Here is a 15,363-nt window from a genome sequence, read left to right on the forward strand (position 1 = left end):
TGGCGAGAAGGTAAACGAACATGGTAACCCAACCGTTAATTTCCCTGGAACCGCACCGCGTCACGCACAAGGGCTTGAGGGCCCCCGTCGCCGGAATTTCTCGCCGCGAATTTACCGGCCATTAACCCTAACGGATCGATAACATCGGTGATCGTTTCCGGAGCCCTTCCCGCATGTCGACCCCAGCCAGCACGAAAATAAGCGTCTTCGCCGTGGCGATTTTGTCGGCGCTCGTCGTCGGCTGCACGAACCATCAGCGTGCCCCGAAGGGCTTCAGCGAGGCCACGGTTCAGCCCTACCGTCTGGACAGTGGCGACCGCCTGCGTATCAACGTCTTCGAACAGGCGAGCCTCAGCGGCAGCTATACGGTCGATCAGGCCGGCTATGTCGCCTTCCCTCTGATCGGAGCCGTGCCGTCGCGCGGCCATACGCTTCCGGAACTGGAGGGGATGATCGCGGCGAAGCTGCGTCAAGGCTTCCTCAAGGACCCGGACGTGACCATCGAGGTCGACCGCTACCGCTCCGTCTTCATCATGGGTGAGGTGGGCCAGGCCGGCCAATATGCCTACGTTCCGGGCATGACCGTGCAGAATGCGATCGCCGTTGCCGGCGGCTTCACGCCACGAGCGAACCAGGCGAGCGCCGACATCACCCGCAAGATCAATGGCCGCGTCATGACCGGGCGCGTTCCGATAACCGATCCGGTTCTCGCCGGCGACACGGTCTACGTTCGCGAGCGGCTGTTCTGATCGCCATGAGCGAACGCCCCTTGCGTATAATTCATTGCTTCAGGTCGCCGGTCGGCGGCATCTTCCGGCACGTGCGCGACCTTGCCGAAGCGCACGCGAAAGCCGGGCATCAGGTCGGTATTCTTTGTGACAGCACCACGGGCGGTGCCCACGAGGATGCATTGTTCGAAGAGGTTCGTCCACATCTGGACCTCGGCATCGTCCGCGTGCCGATCCATCGCTCGGTCGGAGCCTCGGACGCGGCTGCGCTGTGGCGCAGCTACAAGGAAATCAGAAGCTTGCAACCGGATGTGCTGCACGGGCACGGCGCCAAGGGCGGCGTGTTGGCGCGCATCGCCGGTTCAGCCCTGCGGGTCAACAAGTATCGCGTAGCCCGCCTCTATTCGCCCCATGGGGGAAGCCTGCATTATGATCGGCGGTCCCTGGCAGGTTCGTTCATTCTTCGCATCGAGCGCCTGCAGGAACGCCTGACCGACGCACTCGTCTTCGTTTGCGAGTATGAGCGCGGCACCTACTGCGCCAAGGTGGGCCAACCAATTGCACGCAGCGAACTGATCTATAACGGCATCGAAGATGCGGAGTTCGAGCGAGTCGAAGCCGACCCTGGCGCCGCAGATTTCCTCTATATCGGGATGATGCGCGACCTGAAGGGCCCGGACTTCTTCATCGAAGGGTTTGCCGCAGCCGAAGAGATCGCCGGCCGAAGGCTTTCCGCCCTGATGGTCGGAGATGGTCCCCAACAGCGGCAATACGAAGAGATGACGCTGCGAATGGGTCTAGGAGATCGGGTTCGGCTGCTACCGGCGATGAGGGCGCGCAAAGCTTTCGCTCTTGCCCATGTCGTCGTCATTCCCTCGCGTGCCGAATCCATGCCCTATATCGTTCTGGAAGCGCTCGCCGCAGGCAAGCCGGTCATCGCAACCCGCGTAGGCGGCATCCCGGAGGTTCTCGGGGCCGCTAGCGAGGCGCTCGTGCGTCCCGACGATGCAGAAGCACTTGCCCGGCTCATGGCCGAGGCAATTGCCGACGATGGCTGGGCTGCCCGGACAATGCCCGACGCCGAAGGCTTCAAGTCCCGCTTCGCGGCGTCCGTGATGACCAGACACGTCATGCAGCTGTATCGGGAGCTTACGGCAGAATCGCTCGTGCCGCATGGGCGGCTGCGTACAACGTAAGCGTTTCTTAGTGGCTTTCTGCTATCCGGACGGAGCAATTCAGCGCCGGAAAGCGACCATGAACCAGTTCGACAGGCCAGAGACCTTCGACCCCGAAGCGCTTCGAAAGAAGGTCTCGGAGATCCGGGAGACCACGACCGAACACAGGAACAGAGCAAGAGGGGATGCCGGGCTCAACCCGCTTGCCAGGCAGATCGCCCTTCAGTTCCGCGCGGACACCTATACGCCGGCGATGATCACCGGCCTGATCCGGCTTCTGGATTTCTGTGCGCTTTTCGCCATAGGCTACGGCATCAATGCCCAATATGTCGCGCCGACGTTGGAGCAACTGCCGGTCAACCTTCTTATCCTCGCCGGCGCGCCCGCGCTCTCCGTTGCCGTCATGCAGTTCGCCGACGCCTACCAGGTGCCGGCTCTGCGTGCCTGGCTCAGGATGGCGCCACGCATTCTGGGCGCCTGGACGGTGGCCTTCGGCATGATTGCGCTCGGCCTGTTCTTTCTCAAATCGGGCCACCTCTACTCGCGTTTCTGGATCGGCGCGTGGTACCTCGCCGGCGCGGTCTTTCTCATCGCAGAACGCGCGTTCATCGCCTATTCCATCCGCCACTGGTCGCGAGACGGCACCATGGAGCGGCGAGCCGTCGTCGTCGGCGGCGGCCAGTCTGCAAAGGATCTCATTCGAAAAATAGAACATCAGCCGGACAACGATATCCGGATTTGCGGAATTTTCGACGATCGCGACGAGCGCAGGTCACCGAACGTGATCGCCGGTTATCCGAAGCTCGGAACGGTCGACGAACTGGTCGAGTTCGCCCGTCTAGCCCGGATCGACATGCTGATCATCTCGCTGCCGCTGACGGCGGAAAATCGCATCCTCGAGCTCCTCAGGAAGCTGTGGGTCCTTCCCGTCGATATTCGGCTAGCGGCGCATGCCAACAGCCTTCGCTTTCGGCCGCGCAGCTATTCGCATGTCGGACAGGTTCCGATGCTGGACATCTTCGACAAGCCGATCGCCGATTGGGATAATGTCGCAAAGCGCTGCTTCGACGTCTTTTTCAGTCTCGTCGCACTCGCCCTGCTCTGGCCGGTCATGCTCGCCGCCGCCATTGCCGTGAAAGTTACCTCGCCGGGTCCGATCATCTTCAAACAGCACCGGCACGGCTTCAACAATGAAACCGTCGAGGTCTATAAATTTCGCTCCATGTACACGCATATGAGCGACCCGAGCGCGCGTAACGCCGTAACCAAGAACGACCCGCGAGTGACACCCGTCGGGCGCTTCCTGCGCAAATCTTCGATCGATGAGTTGCCACAATTCTTCAATGTGCTGAAAGGCGAGCTCTCACTCGTTGGGCCGCGTCCTCACGCGGTGCTCGCACAGAGCCAGGATCGAAGCTATTCCGATGTCGTCGAAGGCTATTTCGCCCGCCATCGCGTGAAGCCGGGCGTGACCGGCTGGGCACAGATCAACGGCTGGCGCGGTGAAATCGACAATGACGAAAAGATCCGGTTCCGGACGGCATTCGACCTCTATTATATCGAGAACTGGTCACTGCTCCTCGATCTGAAGATTCTCATCCTGACACCGTTCCGGCTGATCAATACGGAAAACGCCTATTGAGCGCCGTCATCGCATCCGGGCCGGTCATCCGTCGTCCTCAGTTGGCGGCGGTTACGCTTGTCGGCTCCGGCCTGGTGACAGTCGGCGTCTTCCTGTCCGGTTTCGTCATCGCCGAGCCCGCGCCCTACGAGGTGTTCATGGCCGGGCTCGTCGGCATCTGGGCGCTATTCGGCCTCAGGATCTCCCGTTTCACCGCCCCACTCACGGTGCTTTTGGTCCTGTTCATGATCGGCGGTATTCTGTCGCTGACGGTGATGGCCGATCTTGGGACCGCGCCGATGTACATGGCCGTAACCGGCTTCCTTTGTCTTACGGCCGTTTTTTTTGCAGCCATAATAGAAGACCGTCACCAGCGCCTGCCGCTCATTCTCAATGCATGGGTGGCGGCTGCAGTCATTACGGCCCTCCTTGGTATTCTCGGCTATTTCGGCGCAATACCGGGTGCGGCGCAGTTCACACTTTATGATCGCGCGAAGGGAGCGTTTCAGGACCCGAATGTTTTCGGACCGTTCCTCGTCGCCCCCACTCTCTACCTTCTCCACGGTCTTCTGACGCAGCCGATCGGCCGGGCACCCCTGAAGATCGCCGGCCTGCTCGTGCTCACGCTGGGCGTCTTTCTCTCCTTTTCCCGCGCCGCCTGGGCGCTCGACCTTTTTTGCGTGATTGCGCTCGTCTTCGTCATGTTGCTCAAGCAGCGTAGCGGCCTCTTCCGTTTACGGATCCTCGTGCTGACATTGTCCGGGGGCCTGTTCGTCGTGGCAGCGCTTGTGACCGCTCTGCAGTCGGACCAGGTCGCACGCCTCTTTTCAAGCCGCACCCAGCTCGTGCAGGACTATGACGGCGGGCATCTCGGGCGGTTCGACCGGCACCGGATCGGCTTTCTGATGTCGATGGAAAGGCCGCTCGGCATAGGCCCGTTGGTGTTCAGCACCATGTTTCCGGAAGATGAGCACAACGTGCTTCTGAAAAGCCTGACATCCTATGGCTGGCTCGGCTTCGTGGCGTATGTCACGCTCATTCTCTGGACATTGTCGCTCGGTTTCCGTTTCCTGCTGCTCGACCGGCCATGGCAACCCTATCTGATGATCGGCTGGATCACGCTTGTCGGCCATGTCGGGATTGGCAACGTAATCGACACGGATCATTGGCGCCATTTTTACCTGCTGCTCGGCATCGTCTGGGGGTGCGCCGCGCTCGAATGTCGATATCGGAGACAGGCTCGTGCCGAAACGCCCGCGCACACGGCAGTTGCCGTAACGCCCCCCACCCCTCCCTGATCTCCGTCATTCCCGTGCTCGTCACAGGAACCAGCCAGACCAAGTCCTTGAGCTGAAGAAACTCCTCCCGCACCGAAAGACGCGTCACGGGAGGAGTTCCGTGAACCCTACAGCGTGATCTGCAGCTTCACATCACCCGGCCTACCCTCCGCCGCGCGATCGAAAGCCGCGACACTTTCTTCGAACGGAAACGTCTCGGTGATGAGCGGCTTCAGGTCGACGCGCCCAGATCCCATCAAAGCGATTGCGCGGTCATATTGATGGGCATAGCGAAATACCGTCTCAAACCGGATTTCCTTCGTCGATGCGGTGGATATATCCAGACCAACCGGTTCGACCGGGAGTCCCACAGCAACGACGGCACCGCCTGGCCGGGGAAGATCGAGCAATGTCTCCCATGCCTTCGGCGAACCTGAGCATTCGAACACCACATCGGCGCCCCAGCCCTCGGTGAGCTGCTTCACTTCCTCCGCGAGGTCGCGTTTGCCGATGTTGATCGGCAGGATGCCCTGGTATTGCGCCGCAATGTCTAGCTTCGGTTGCGCGAAATCGGCAACAATCACCCGCGCGCACCCTCCGGCGAGCGCCGCGATCGCCACCATGATGCCGATCGGCCCGGCGCCGGTGACCACGGCAGTATCGCCGGGAGCAATCTTCGCCTTTTGCGCCGCCTGCATGCCGACGGCAAACGGCTCCACCATCGCCCCTTCTGCGAAACTGACTTTGTCCGGCAGCTTATAGGTGTAATTCGCCGAGTGGACGACGTGCGGAGTCAGGACGCCATGGACAGGAGGCGTCGCCCAAAACGTCACAGCCGGGTCGATATTGTAAAGGCCAAGACGACTGGCGCGCGAATTCGCGTCCGGAATTCCGGGCTCCATGCACACGCGATCCCCTGCCTTGAGATGCGTCACGTCCTTACCGGTTTCGACGACGACGCCAGCCGCCTCATGCCCGAGTACCATCGGCGCATTCACCACAAAAGGCCCTATCCGGCCGTGCGTGTAATAATGCACGTCCGACCCGCATATCCCGACCGTGTGAATCTTGATGCGGACGTCGTGGGGTCCGACTTCCTGCGGCAGGTCGATATCGCGCAGCGAGAGTTTCCGGATTTGCTCTAGGACGAGTGCTCTGGGCATGATTTCTCCTCGATGGCCGTCGGACTCCGCAAGGTTCGCCGTTGCGATCGACGATGGCCCCGCTGATTTTCTGCACTCTCCGCGGGTAGATGGTCAAGGCTCTTCGCCACCGCGCCGGCCAGGGATTGGGCGCTCTTGCTCCGAAATCCTACGAAAAAAGCCAGCCGGAGCGGCGACTAATTTCGTCATATTTTCAAGGGAAAAATGGTCGGAGCGGCGGGATTCGAACTCTTATATGGGGTCCTTTTGTCCAGACTGTGGTTCTTCATAGTTTTATGGATTCCCGTAGGAAGAAGCGGATTCTTCTGCTCGAGGAGGGTTCGCAATTTTGGCTCCTGCTTGGCAGGAAATGCTTTCCCCAATGCCGCTTTAGTAGCTTAATGACGGCATGATGATCGCCTGATTAATCTCGCCGCGGAACTTGGTGGTCAAAGCGTCGGAATACGCAAACGCACAGTGGATAACCGTTGACACCGATGGGTTACCGATGCCGCCCGGATCGACAACAAGATTGCTGTTGCAGGGGCGTCGTTAAGGAAACCGCGGGCTATCAGAAGTCGACCGCTGGCGAAGCGGCATCTTTCTTTTCGTGGATCCAATCCTAACCACGCGCCTCTCCATCAAACGACATCACATCTTCAGGGCGCTTCCCGGAAATAACGATGGCTTCCTGCTTCACGCTCTGCCACCACGGATCATCGTCTTCGTCCAGCCGTCGAATATCATCGAAGTCCAGCCCGACCACGTTGGGGAGAAAAACTAGTCTTTCCGCCGCATCTCTCAGCCCCTCACGGAGTCCTTCGACCGCTTCAGGGGGCGGGCTGCTGCCAGACGCCTTGGCCCCCCTCCAACCAGAACATCACTGGCCGAAGTTCATCGTGTCCGTCGGCGGCGGGGTAGCTTATCTATCTTTTCGCCGCCTTCAGAGAACGATTCAGACCACATCTCTCCATCCCAGCCGGGGCCACAAGAACGAGATGAACGTTCCTGGTGCCGGCCGTTGTACGGCCGCGCAGATGCGATGAGTAAGGCGGGCGTACTCCGTGTCGTGGCGTCGCGGCAGTCTAGTTCCGCCCCGGTGCATTACAGCTTAGGGTCATTGTGCGAACTCTTGATCAGTGACGAGCTTGCCCCATTCGACGTTCTTGCCGTCCTTCATGTAGGAAATCGCGATGTGGCCCATGCCGGTCTCGTCGGTTGCCCCGTGCCAATGGTTCACGCCGACCGGGATCCAGACGACATCGCCGGGGCTGATCTCCCGCTTTGCGCTGCCTTCCTGCTGCACCCATCCCTTGCCCGAGGTGACGATCAGGATCTGGCCGGCGGGATGCGTGTGCCAGGCGGTGCGAGCCCCCGGAGCGAAGGTTACATGACCGCCTGTGCCGTGCGTAAACTCGTTCGCCGGAAACAGCGAATCGACGACGACATGCCCACTGAACAACTTGGCGTCGCCTAGCGCGGATGGCGCTGATGCATTCGGTGTGATCTCGATGTTTTGCGCATGAGCTAATGCCGTCGACAGCGTGACAAGCGATGCGGCTGCGATCAGTTTCTTCATCTCGTTTCCTTTCCGAAGCTCGGCAGGCCTATGATGGTCAAACACTTCGGCAGTTCGCCGAAACCTCAAGGTTAAGCGGAGCGGTCCGTCAGTTCTGCGCTGATAGTCTGACCAGTCGGTCCTTCGAAGGTCCTTGCCCTCGTGGTGATCGATTGCTGGTGATGAGCAGGAGGTCGTCGTCGATTGGAAGCACATGCCGGACACGCTCACCTAAGCTGACGACGGGCTCGAGCGTTCGGTCTTGCCGATCGAGCACATAAAGTCCGCGCCCCTGGAGGGCCGTTACCAGGAGTTCGTTGCCGGCGAACGCTATTCCCGACGGCGCCCAGGTGTCGCCGCCCGAATGGACGAACGGCGGCTGCATACCCTCCTGGGCTTCATCGCCCGAGATGATTGGCCAGCCGTAATTGGCGCCGGGCGCAATCAGATTGATCTCATCGAGAGCGGCCTGGCCGTGTTCGGCGACGAACAGCTCACCCTCACCGTTCCAGGCCAGTCCTTGCGGATTGCGGTGGCCATAGGAGTACACGAACGAGCCCTGAAACGGATTGTCCTCGGGAACGCCACCGGCAAGCGTCAGGCGGAGAACTTTTCCGGCGAGACTTTGGAGATCCTGCGGGCGCTCGTAATTTTCGGTCCACCCCGTCGTGACATAGAGATGGTCGTCAGGACCGATGGCGATGCGGCCGCCATTGTATAGTCGATGGCCAGGGATGGCGTCGACGAGCACAGCGGTTTCACGCCACGTGTTCCCGTCAAATCTGGCGGCAACGACCCGGTTGGCTGGTTCCGAGCCGGATGAATAGGAATAATAGAAGAATGCCCGACCGCTATCGGCGAAGTCCGGCGCAAGCGCGATGCCAAGCAGCCCCGCACCGCCTTCGGTTCTCAGCGGATCGGATGTTTGGAGGGTGGACCGCTGAACGTTCCCGCCCTCGATAATCACGACGGTACCAGCTTTTTCGGTGAGGATCAGCCGTTCGCCGTCGCGAACAATGTCCCAAGGGTAGTCAAGGCCGTGGGCCAGGACGCTGGAGCTCCATGCACCCTCACCACGGTCCAGGATAGGTGTGGAGTCCTGCGCCATCGATGTGCCAGATAGACAGCATCCCTCCACTAAGATCGACAGTGCGGTGCAAAACAATCGCTTTCTCATGCCTGTGCTTCTCTTCTCCGGCAAAAAGGGCATGCGTAATCCTGTCCCGCCAAGGCGGTAGAGCGGGTTCCTCGGGTGCGTCGCCCGCTATCGGCCTGATCGCCGCAACATCTCGTCAGGGTATCGCGCCCCTTCGATCCTGATGGCGGCTGCTCCGCTTTCGATTTGCTCGAGGTCGTCGTCCGAGAGCGTCACCGATAGAGCGCCGAGATTTTCTTCAAGCCGTTCGAGCTTGCGCGTGCCGAACAGCGGTACGATCCACGGCTTCTGTGCCATGAGCCAAGCGAGCGCCACCTGGGCAGGCGTCGCACTACGGCGTTCGCCGACGGAACGGATCAGATCGACAAGCGCCTGATTGGCCTCACGCGCCTCTGGCGCGAAACGCGGGATCTGGCTGCGGAAGTCGTTCGCGGCAAACGCCGTGCTCGCGTCGATCTTGCCGGTGAGGAAGCCCTTTCCGAGCGGGCTGAAGGGGACGAGGCCAATGCCGAGTTCTTCCAGCGTGGGGATGATCTCGGCCTCCGGCTCACGCGTCCACAGCGAATATTCGCTCTGCAGCGCAGCCACCGGCTGGACGGCGTGAGCGCGGCGGATCGACTCCGCACCAGCCTCCGACAGCCCGAAATACCGGACCTTGCCTTCGGCTATCAGGTCCTTAACCGTGCCGGCGACATCTTCCATCGGCACGTCGGGATCGACGCGATGCTGGTAGAGGAGATCGATAAAGTCCGTACGGAGCCGCTTGAGGCTTCCCTCGACCGCGCTGCGGATCTGGGTCGGCTTGCTGTTGACGCCACCACGGTGCTCTCCAGTGGACTGGTCGATGTCCCAGCCAAACTTCGTTGCGATCTTCACCTTGTCCCGCATGCCGGCGAACGCTTCGCCGACCATTTCTTCATTCGTCCGGGGACCATAGACCTCCGCGGTGTCGAAGAAATCCATGCCGAGATCGACCGCCCTGCGCAGCAGTTCGATCATCTGTGGCCTGTCAGGGATGTCGCGGGCCTTTCCATAGCCCATGCAGCCAAGAGAAAGGGCTGAAACCTCAAGACCCTGACCGAGTTTGCGCTTTTGCATCTTGGCGTCCTCAATCCTTCGGGGTGATTTTTACGGTTGCCGCGCGGGCGCGTTCACCGATCATCGGCGCGAGATAACGGCTCGTGGCGTATTTGCGGCGGTAGCCTTCATCGATCTGGTCGTTGATTGCGCCTTCGACCGGCTCGAACGAAACCTCCTTCGTCATGCCGGCGGCCGTGATGCGGCCCGCCTTCTGACGGATCGCGGCCTGATACCAACGCGACTGTTGGCCGTTGTAGCCGCGAACATAGAGTTCGCCATCAACCACAACCGACCAGATCCAGGTGAGCGTGCCATAGGTCCTGCCGTTCTCGCGGAACGGGGCGATGTGCAGGTCGTCGCTTTCGGCAATCTGCCGCAATTCGTCCTTGGGCCATGTGTTCATTGGGAGCGCTCCCTGATTATGGGCATAGCAGCGCCTTGCAGCGCGCCGGCGAAGAAGATCCTTCGAGCATCGGGCATGGCATCACCCTGCATACTGCTCGTCTGACACATGCTCGAGCCAGTCCACGAGCTTGCCATCCTTGTCACCGCCAGATTAGCCGCGCCGCTTTTCAAAGACGGCCTTCGCCACCGGCAGCGCCGACATCGCGTTGGGCCAGCCTGCGTAGAAAGCCAGATGGGTGATGACTTCGGCGGCCTGCTCTTCGGTCAGCCCATTGTCCAGGGCTTTGTTCAGGTGAAAGGTGATCTGCTCGACCTGGCCAACCGAGATCAGTGCGGCGACCGTGACAAGGCTGCGATCGCGTGGCGCCAGGCCGGGGCGCAGCCATAGGTCGCGGAAAAGATAGTCCGTCGTGTACTGAACGAGGCCGGGGGCAACGCTGCCGAACTGGTTGCCGACGGTGGTTGCGCGTTGTGTTTCCGCCTCTTCGTCCAGCGGCAACGGCGTGGATTCGACGGCAGCGAGCTGATCCTGACTGATGCCGCGCTTGGCGAAGGCTTCGCTCACGGGACCGATCGTGGCCATGGCTTTTCCCCAGCCGGAATAATAGGCAAGATGCGTGATCGTCTCCGAGATCTCGGAAGGCCTCACTCCGTTCTCAAGCGCTTGATCGGCGTAGTAGGTGAGAGCCGGGGCTTCTCCCCGCGCAATCAGCGCGGCGATCGTCACAAGGCTGCGATCGCGCCGATTGAGGCCGGGGCGCTGCCAGACGTCGCCATACAAGCGTTGCTGCGTATACTGCTCGAGGGCGGGCGCCACCGAGCGAACCTGATCGGGCGAGAAACGGCGACCTTCAACATTGGGCTGTTGAGCCCCTGCGTTCGAGGCGGTCATCATCATAACTCCTATGAGCGGGGCGATTAGGCGTTTCATCGGGGTCTCCTGGAATTCGTGGCTGGTTGTCGAGAGGGCAATCAGGTGTTCAAATACGAGCGGGAGGAGACCTCTTAGCTGTAGTCGAACTGGCTCTCGGTGAAGGGATCGGCCCGACCACCTTGCAGCTTGATGCGAGCGAGCCCGGCGTCGATCTCGCGAAGTTCGTCAGCCGTCACCCCGTCGCGCCGAGGTTTTCCGCAAGATGCGGGTACTGGGTTGTGCCCGGAATCGGGGCGATCCACGGCCGCTGCGCCAGGATCCATGCTAACGCAAACTGCGCAGGCGTCGTTTTTTTGCGCTGTGCCCAGTCGCGGACATAGTCGAACAGGGCCATGTTGGCGGCCAGCGCCTCGGGCGTGAAGCGCGGCAGGTTGTGCCGGCGATCGGTTCGCTCAAAACGCTGGCTGGGGTTGACCGCGCCCGCAAGAAAACTCCGCCCGAGTGGGCAATAGGGCACAAAGCCGATTCCGAGTTCCTCCAGCGTCGGGAAGATCCGCGTCTCGGGTTCGCGCCACCACATCGCATATTCGCTTTGCACCGCGGAGACTGGGTGAACGGCGTGAGCCCGGCGGATGGTGCCCGCGCTGGCCTCGGAAAGCCCCCAATGCTTGACCTTTCCGGCCTGAATCAGGTCTTTGACAGCCTCCGCGACGTCTTCGATCGGCACATTCGGGTCGGGACGATGCTGATACAGAAGATCGATATGGTCAGTCTTCAGACGCTTGAGGGAGCCGTCGACCGCCCGGCGCAGATGATCGGGCTGGCTGTTCAGCGCCGTCGGCTGGCCCTCCTCGACACCAAAGCCGAATTTCGTGGCGATGACGACCTGATCGCGCACCGGCGCGAGCGCCTCGGCGACATATTCCTCGCTGATGTAAGGCCCGTAGACCTCTGCGGTGTCGAAGAATGTCACACCTTGCTCGAAGGCCGCGCGTATCAGCGAGACCATGGACTTACGGTCTCGTGGGCCGCCGCCATAATAACCGACCATGTCGAGGCATCCGAGACCGATGGCAGAAACTTCCAATGAGCCGAGTTTGCGAACGCCCATTGATTTCCCCTGCTGCAGGGTGATGGGGGTGGCGTCTGAACGGTTGCTGGTTTCGGACTGCGCACTGGCGCTAGTGGTGCTCACAAGAGACGCTGCTGCGAGGCCGAGACCGGCGCCAAGCAATGTGCGACGATTGGTCATTGTAGCGTAACGCGCGGAAACGTCGTTTCCAGGTCGATCAGTCATCACTATCTCACCCGCATTTTTACTGCTCAGTCCAAGCAAACTGTTTGGAGCCAACCATTTTCGGGTTGGTCTCGATGACACGCCTTGAGATCACCTTTCCCTTGATTGCATTGATGAAGTCTCTGAAATGCGCCGACTCGACATGGGAACGGTACGCATCTTCATCTTCATAGACCTCGACAACATAGAGCTTCGTCGGGTCACTCTTATCCGCGACACAATGCATCGAGAGAACTCCTGGTTCGTCGCGTACGGAGGTCTGAACATTCTTTCTCCCGGCCACCATGAAAGCCTCAAGGTCGTCGGAGACCACCACAAAACTCGAAAATCCGCACGATCGGCGCCTCGATCTCGACAGCCCCCTGTGCGGAGGCAGTGGCTTCGCAGGCAAGGAGCGCCACGACCACTCCGACCCAAAGCTTTGACAGGACAAATCGCAAACTGCACTCGTTCCGGTTCATCTGCTCATCACCGCTTGGCGCTGAGCTGGAAGTTGTCCGTCTCGAAGAGCTTGCGCGACGTGATCATGTTCTTGGTGGTCTCGACGTATTTCCTGAAATGCGGCGATTCCCGGTGGGCCTCGTAGGCGGCCTGGTCGGCATACATCTCGAAGAATCTGAGATGATTCGGCTGACCCTTGATCGACACCGCGTAAAGCGCCAGGACGCCCGGCTCGACGCGGATGGATTCCTCCATCTCCTCTTTCACGGCGGCCGAGTAGGCGGCCATCTGCGCCGGGTCGATTTCTAGTTCCGCGATCCGGATCACGGGACCCTTCGCCTCCTGTGCGGCGACCGGTTGGACGGCAAGCGGAGCGATGATCAAGGCTGCGACGATGAGAAGACTTTTCAAGCCCATGACACGGCTCCGAACTGATTTTGGTTTCCGAAGACGCCAGTGCCTCCTGTACGATGAAATATAGACCTCGCCGTTTGTTTCGATTAGACGTCAATATGAGATTGCACTTATATCCAGGATCAATAAATGCAACGCGATGAACTGGGTGACCTGCTGGCCTTTCTGGCCGTTGCCGAAGAGAAGAGCTTCACCAGGGCTGCTGCAAGGCTCGGTACTTCGCAATCCTCGCTCAGCCTCATTCTCAAGCGTCTGGAGGCCCGTCTGGGCGTCCGCCTGCTTACACGCACGACGCGAAGCCTGGCTCCGACGAACGCAGGAGAACAACTGCTGGCCACGTTAGGTCCGGCGCTCGGTTCTATAGAAGCCCAGTTGTTGGCGCTCGGGGAATTCAGGGACAGGCCGGCAGGAAGTTTCAGGATTACTGCCGGCCAGCACGCGATCGATACGATCCTCTGGCCGAAGCTCGCGCCATTTCTTCTTGAGTACCCCGACATCAAGGTCGAGCTGGTTGCCGAGTCCGCTCTGACGGACATCGTGACTGAACGGTTCGACGCCGGCGTCCGACTGGGCGACCAGGTCGAAAAGGACATGATCGCGGTCAGGATTGGCCCGCTGGCAAGGATGATCGTCGTGGCGGCTCCATCCTGCTTCGTGGATCGTGCTCGACCGCAGGTACCGCAGGATCTGACGGGACACCGCTGCATTAACCTTCGACTGCCAAGCTACGGCGGCTTCTACGCGTGGGAGTTCGAACGTGATGGACATGAGGTCCGCGTCAGGGTTGACGGCCAGGTGGCCTTCAACGGGGTACCGCAGCTCGTGAATGCAGCACTGGACGGTTTCGGACTCGCCTATGTCCACGAGGATGTCGTCCGGGAGCATCTCAGGACGGGCGGCTTGTGCAGATACTCGGAGACTGGACTCCTCCGTTTCCGGGCTACCACCTCTACTACCCATCCCGCCGACATCCCGCGCCAGCGTTCACCCTGCTGGTGGAGGCGCTGAGACATCAAACATGACGACGAGCCGCCGGTCAGTATCCCGTAGCGGCCGCCTCAAGGCTCTCCCACGGCATGGAATAGCCCAGGCAAGCGATGGCGTCGCGCCACTAGAACCACGTGGCCTCCGGTAGCCACTCGCTCCCTCAGTCGCGTCATGTCGCAGCCGCTGTAAATGAGGTCCGCGCAATCAACTCACAAATCTGAACATAAGGGCATGCAGCTTTGGGCTTCGGATTCCAGTCGTAGGTATGAAACCGCTTATCCGCGGTTCAACGATCGAACGCCGGTACACCACAGAGCGGGAACTCTCTAGGGATGCCCTATGGCGAGGCAGATACGTCGAAGCGAAAAATGTCTTGCCCGTTCCGGGAGGACCAACGAGAAGGGCTCCACGATCGACATCCTTCCAATTAAGCGTGCCTGCTTTCCAATCGTCCAGGTCCTGAGCCAGTGCCGAAACCCAAGGGCGCACCGTCGCAAAACCTGGCAGATCGCTAAGGTAGCCGAACCGGGAACTTATCGGTCGCCGACCGGGCCGAATGGCAAACATGAGACCTTCGACGAGGCCCGCGCGCGGCAAGTGGCCGAGGCGGCCGCACGCGAGGCAGCAGCGCAGGCGGTCGCGACCGATCAGCGCTTTGCAGCACTCGAACGGCGCTTCAAGGCTCGCCTCGACGAGGTCACCGAGGCCGTTACTTTGGCATTCGGCGACCTTCGCGGCGAAATGGACGACCGCTTCCGCGAGGCGCAGACGGACTTTTCCAGTTTCCTTAAGGAATCGCGCGCGCTGATCAGGCAGTCGCGATCAGAGGCGAGCGAGCGGCGGACGCAGATGGCGGCCATCCAACGCGATCACGAGCGGCTGGCGCTTGAGGTCGAGAAGCTGAAACTGGAATTCAGCGAGGAACACGGCAAAGGCAAAAGTCTGAGGATCGCGAAATGACCAAGCTCCAGCATGAACCACTTCCCGACGTCCTCGCGCGCCATCGCCATGGTTTCGGCGGCGGTTTCCTCGCTCTCGTAATCGCGCCCGATGGCTCAGGCCTTTCTTGTCGCCCGGTATCAGGTGAAACGACGGACTGTGAGCGTTTGAGCCGCGACGAGATGATCGAAGCCATTGTCGAGCTTTACGGTGGACTGGCTTCGTTCCGAAGGAACTGAATCCGCGACCTTCGCTTCAGAAGGGCCACT

The 15,363-nt window shown here is 60.6% G+C and carries 14 protein-coding genes and 2 pseudogenes; 7 read left to right on the forward strand and 9 right to left on the reverse strand.

Annotation, left to right across the window (positions count from 1 at the left end; translation table 11 throughout):
• Positions 1–173 precede the first annotated feature (173 nt).
• Genes FB009_RS17120 through FB009_RS17135 form a run of 4 tightly spaced genes read left to right on the forward strand, consistent with a single transcriptional unit; the run spans position 174 to position 4,822 of the window.
• Positions 174–749: a polysaccharide biosynthesis/export family protein gene (locus tag FB009_RS17120; RefSeq protein WP_011975047.1), complete on the forward strand. Its 576-nt coding sequence runs from the start codon at positions 174–176 to the stop codon at positions 747–749.
• A 5-nt stretch (positions 750–754) separates the two neighbouring features.
• The gene (locus FB009_RS17125) at positions 755–1,924 is read left to right on the forward strand and encodes a glycosyltransferase family 4 protein (RefSeq protein ID WP_011975046.1); all 1,170 of its coding nucleotides are present in this window, start codon (positions 755–757) and stop codon (positions 1,922–1,924) included.
• A gap of 58 nt (positions 1,925–1,982) precedes the next feature.
• Positions 1,983–3,545: an undecaprenyl-phosphate glucose phosphotransferase gene (locus FB009_RS17130; protein WP_162304066.1), complete on the forward strand. Its 1,563-nt coding sequence runs from the start codon at positions 1,983–1,985 to the stop codon at positions 3,543–3,545.
• A complete protein-coding gene (locus tag FB009_RS17135) occupies positions 3,542–4,822 on the forward strand; it encodes an O-antigen ligase family protein (protein WP_011975044.1) in 1,281 nt (426 codons plus the stop codon). The genes FB009_RS17130 and FB009_RS17135 overlap by 4 nt, the downstream gene beginning before the upstream one ends.
• 107 nt (positions 4,823–4,929) lie before the next feature.
• On the opposite strand, the gene FB009_RS17140 is transcribed toward FB009_RS17135, so the two are convergent.
• The 9 genes and pseudogenes from FB009_RS17140 to FB009_RS17185 all read right to left on the reverse strand — a co-directional run bounded on the left by FB009_RS17140 (position 4,930) and on the right by FB009_RS17185 (position 13,171).
• Positions 4,930–5,964 carry an NAD(P)-dependent alcohol dehydrogenase gene (locus FB009_RS17140; protein WP_011975043.1) on the reverse strand — a complete coding sequence of 345 codons (1,035 nt, stop codon included), beginning with the start codon at positions 5,962–5,964 and terminating at the stop codon, positions 4,930–4,932.
• A gap of 1,096 nt (positions 5,965–7,060) precedes the next feature.
• The gene (locus FB009_RS17150) at positions 7,061–7,522 is read right to left on the reverse strand and encodes a (R)-mandelonitrile lyase (protein WP_011975041.1); all 462 of its coding nucleotides are present in this window, start codon (positions 7,520–7,522) and stop codon (positions 7,061–7,063) included.
• An 88-nt stretch (positions 7,523–7,610) separates the two neighbouring features.
• Positions 7,611–8,711 carry a PQQ-dependent sugar dehydrogenase gene (locus tag FB009_RS17155; protein WP_011975040.1) on the reverse strand — a complete coding sequence of 367 codons (1,101 nt, stop codon included), beginning with the start codon at positions 8,709–8,711 and terminating at the stop codon, positions 7,611–7,613.
• 54 nt (positions 8,712–8,765) lie between these two features.
• On the reverse strand, positions 8,766–9,755 hold the full coding sequence (locus FB009_RS17160; protein WP_024311663.1) for an aldo/keto reductase: 990 nt from the start codon (positions 9,753–9,755) through the stop codon (positions 8,766–8,768).
• 10 nt (positions 9,756–9,765) lie between these two features.
• Positions 9,766–10,140, reverse strand: coding sequence for a DUF2255 family protein (locus tag FB009_RS17165; RefSeq protein ID WP_011975039.1), 375 nt, complete (start codon positions 10,138–10,140; stop codon positions 9,766–9,768).
• A gap of 153 nt (positions 10,141–10,293) precedes the next feature.
• Positions 10,294–11,073, reverse strand: coding sequence for a carboxymuconolactone decarboxylase family protein (locus FB009_RS17170; protein ID WP_011975038.1), 780 nt, complete (start codon positions 11,071–11,073; stop codon positions 10,294–10,296).
• A gap of 74 nt (positions 11,074–11,147) precedes the next feature.
• Positions 11,148–12,127: pseudogene (locus tag FB009_RS17175) on the reverse strand (aldo/keto reductase).
• 205 nt (positions 12,128–12,332) lie between these two features.
• Complete coding sequence (locus FB009_RS17180) at positions 12,333–12,626, reverse strand: putative quinol monooxygenase (RefSeq protein WP_234705069.1); 294 nt, start codon at positions 12,624–12,626, stop codon at positions 12,333–12,335.
• A gap of 155 nt (positions 12,627–12,781) precedes the next feature.
• Positions 12,782–13,171, reverse strand: a complete 390-nt coding sequence (locus FB009_RS17185; RefSeq protein ID WP_011975035.1) for a putative quinol monooxygenase — start codon at positions 13,169–13,171, stop codon at positions 12,782–12,784.
• Between the two features lie 126 nt (positions 13,172–13,297).
• Between FB009_RS17185 and FB009_RS17190 the strand changes: the two are divergent.
• The 3 genes and pseudogenes from FB009_RS17190 to FB009_RS17200 all read left to right on the forward strand — a co-directional run bounded on the left by FB009_RS17190 (position 13,298) and on the right by FB009_RS17200 (position 15,333).
• A pseudogene (locus FB009_RS17190) lies at positions 13,298–14,190 on the forward strand (LysR family transcriptional regulator).
• A 304-nt stretch (positions 14,191–14,494) separates the two neighbouring features.
• Positions 14,495–15,115 (forward strand): hypothetical protein, encoded by a 621-nt coding sequence (locus FB009_RS33675; RefSeq protein WP_011975033.1) that lies wholly within the window; start codon positions 14,495–14,497, stop codon positions 15,113–15,115.
• Positions 15,112–15,333: a hypothetical protein gene (locus tag FB009_RS17200; protein WP_011975032.1), complete on the forward strand. Its 222-nt coding sequence runs from the start codon at positions 15,112–15,114 to the stop codon at positions 15,331–15,333. Before FB009_RS33675 ends, FB009_RS17200 begins: the two co-directional genes overlap by 4 nt.
• Positions 15,334–15,363 lie beyond the last annotated feature (30 nt).

The organism is Sinorhizobium medicae, assembly GCF_007827695.1.
GTDB lineage: Bacteria > Pseudomonadota > Alphaproteobacteria > Rhizobiales > Rhizobiaceae > Sinorhizobium > Sinorhizobium medicae.

Bases quoted from the DNA above. Each gene is read 5' to 3' on its own strand.
- FB009_RS17120 (WP_011975047.1), top strand. From the start codon at position 174: ATGTCGACCCCAGCCAGCACGAAAATAAGCGTCTTCGCCGTGGCGATT.
- FB009_RS17130 (WP_162304066.1), top strand. From the start codon at position 1,983: ATGAACCAGTTCGACAGGCCAGAGACCTTCGACCCCGAAGCGCTTCGA.
- FB009_RS17170 (WP_011975038.1), bottom strand. From the start codon at position 11,073: ATGAAACGCCTAATCGCCCCGCTCATAGGAGTTATGATGATGACCGCC.
- FB009_RS17185 (WP_011975035.1), bottom strand. From the start codon at position 13,171: ATGGGCTTGAAAAGTCTTCTCATCGTCGCAGCCTTGATCATCGCTCCG.
- FB009_RS17155 (WP_011975040.1), bottom strand. From the start codon at position 8,711: ATGCCCTTTTTGCCGGAGAAGAGAAGCACAGGCATGAGAAAGCGATTG.
- FB009_RS17125 (WP_011975046.1), top strand. From the start codon at position 755: ATGAGCGAACGCCCCTTGCGTATAATTCATTGCTTCAGGTCGCCGGTC.
- FB009_RS17150 (WP_011975041.1), bottom strand. From the start codon at position 7,522: ATGAAGAAACTGATCGCAGCCGCATCGCTTGTCACGCTGTCGACGGCA.
- FB009_RS17200 (WP_011975032.1), top strand. From the start codon at position 15,112: ATGACCAAGCTCCAGCATGAACCACTTCCCGACGTCCTCGCGCGCCAT.
- FB009_RS17140 (WP_011975043.1), bottom strand. From the start codon at position 5,964: ATGCCCAGAGCACTCGTCCTAGAGCAAATCCGGAAACTCTCGCTGCGC.
- FB009_RS17160 (WP_024311663.1), bottom strand. From the start codon at position 9,755: ATGCAAAAGCGCAAACTCGGTCAGGGTCTTGAGGTTTCAGCCCTTTCT.
- FB009_RS33675 (WP_011975033.1), top strand. From the start codon at position 14,495: ATGGCGAGGCAGATACGTCGAAGCGAAAAATGTCTTGCCCGTTCCGGG.
- FB009_RS17165 (WP_011975039.1), bottom strand. From the start codon at position 10,140: ATGAACACATGGCCCAAGGACGAATTGCGGCAGATTGCCGAAAGCGAC.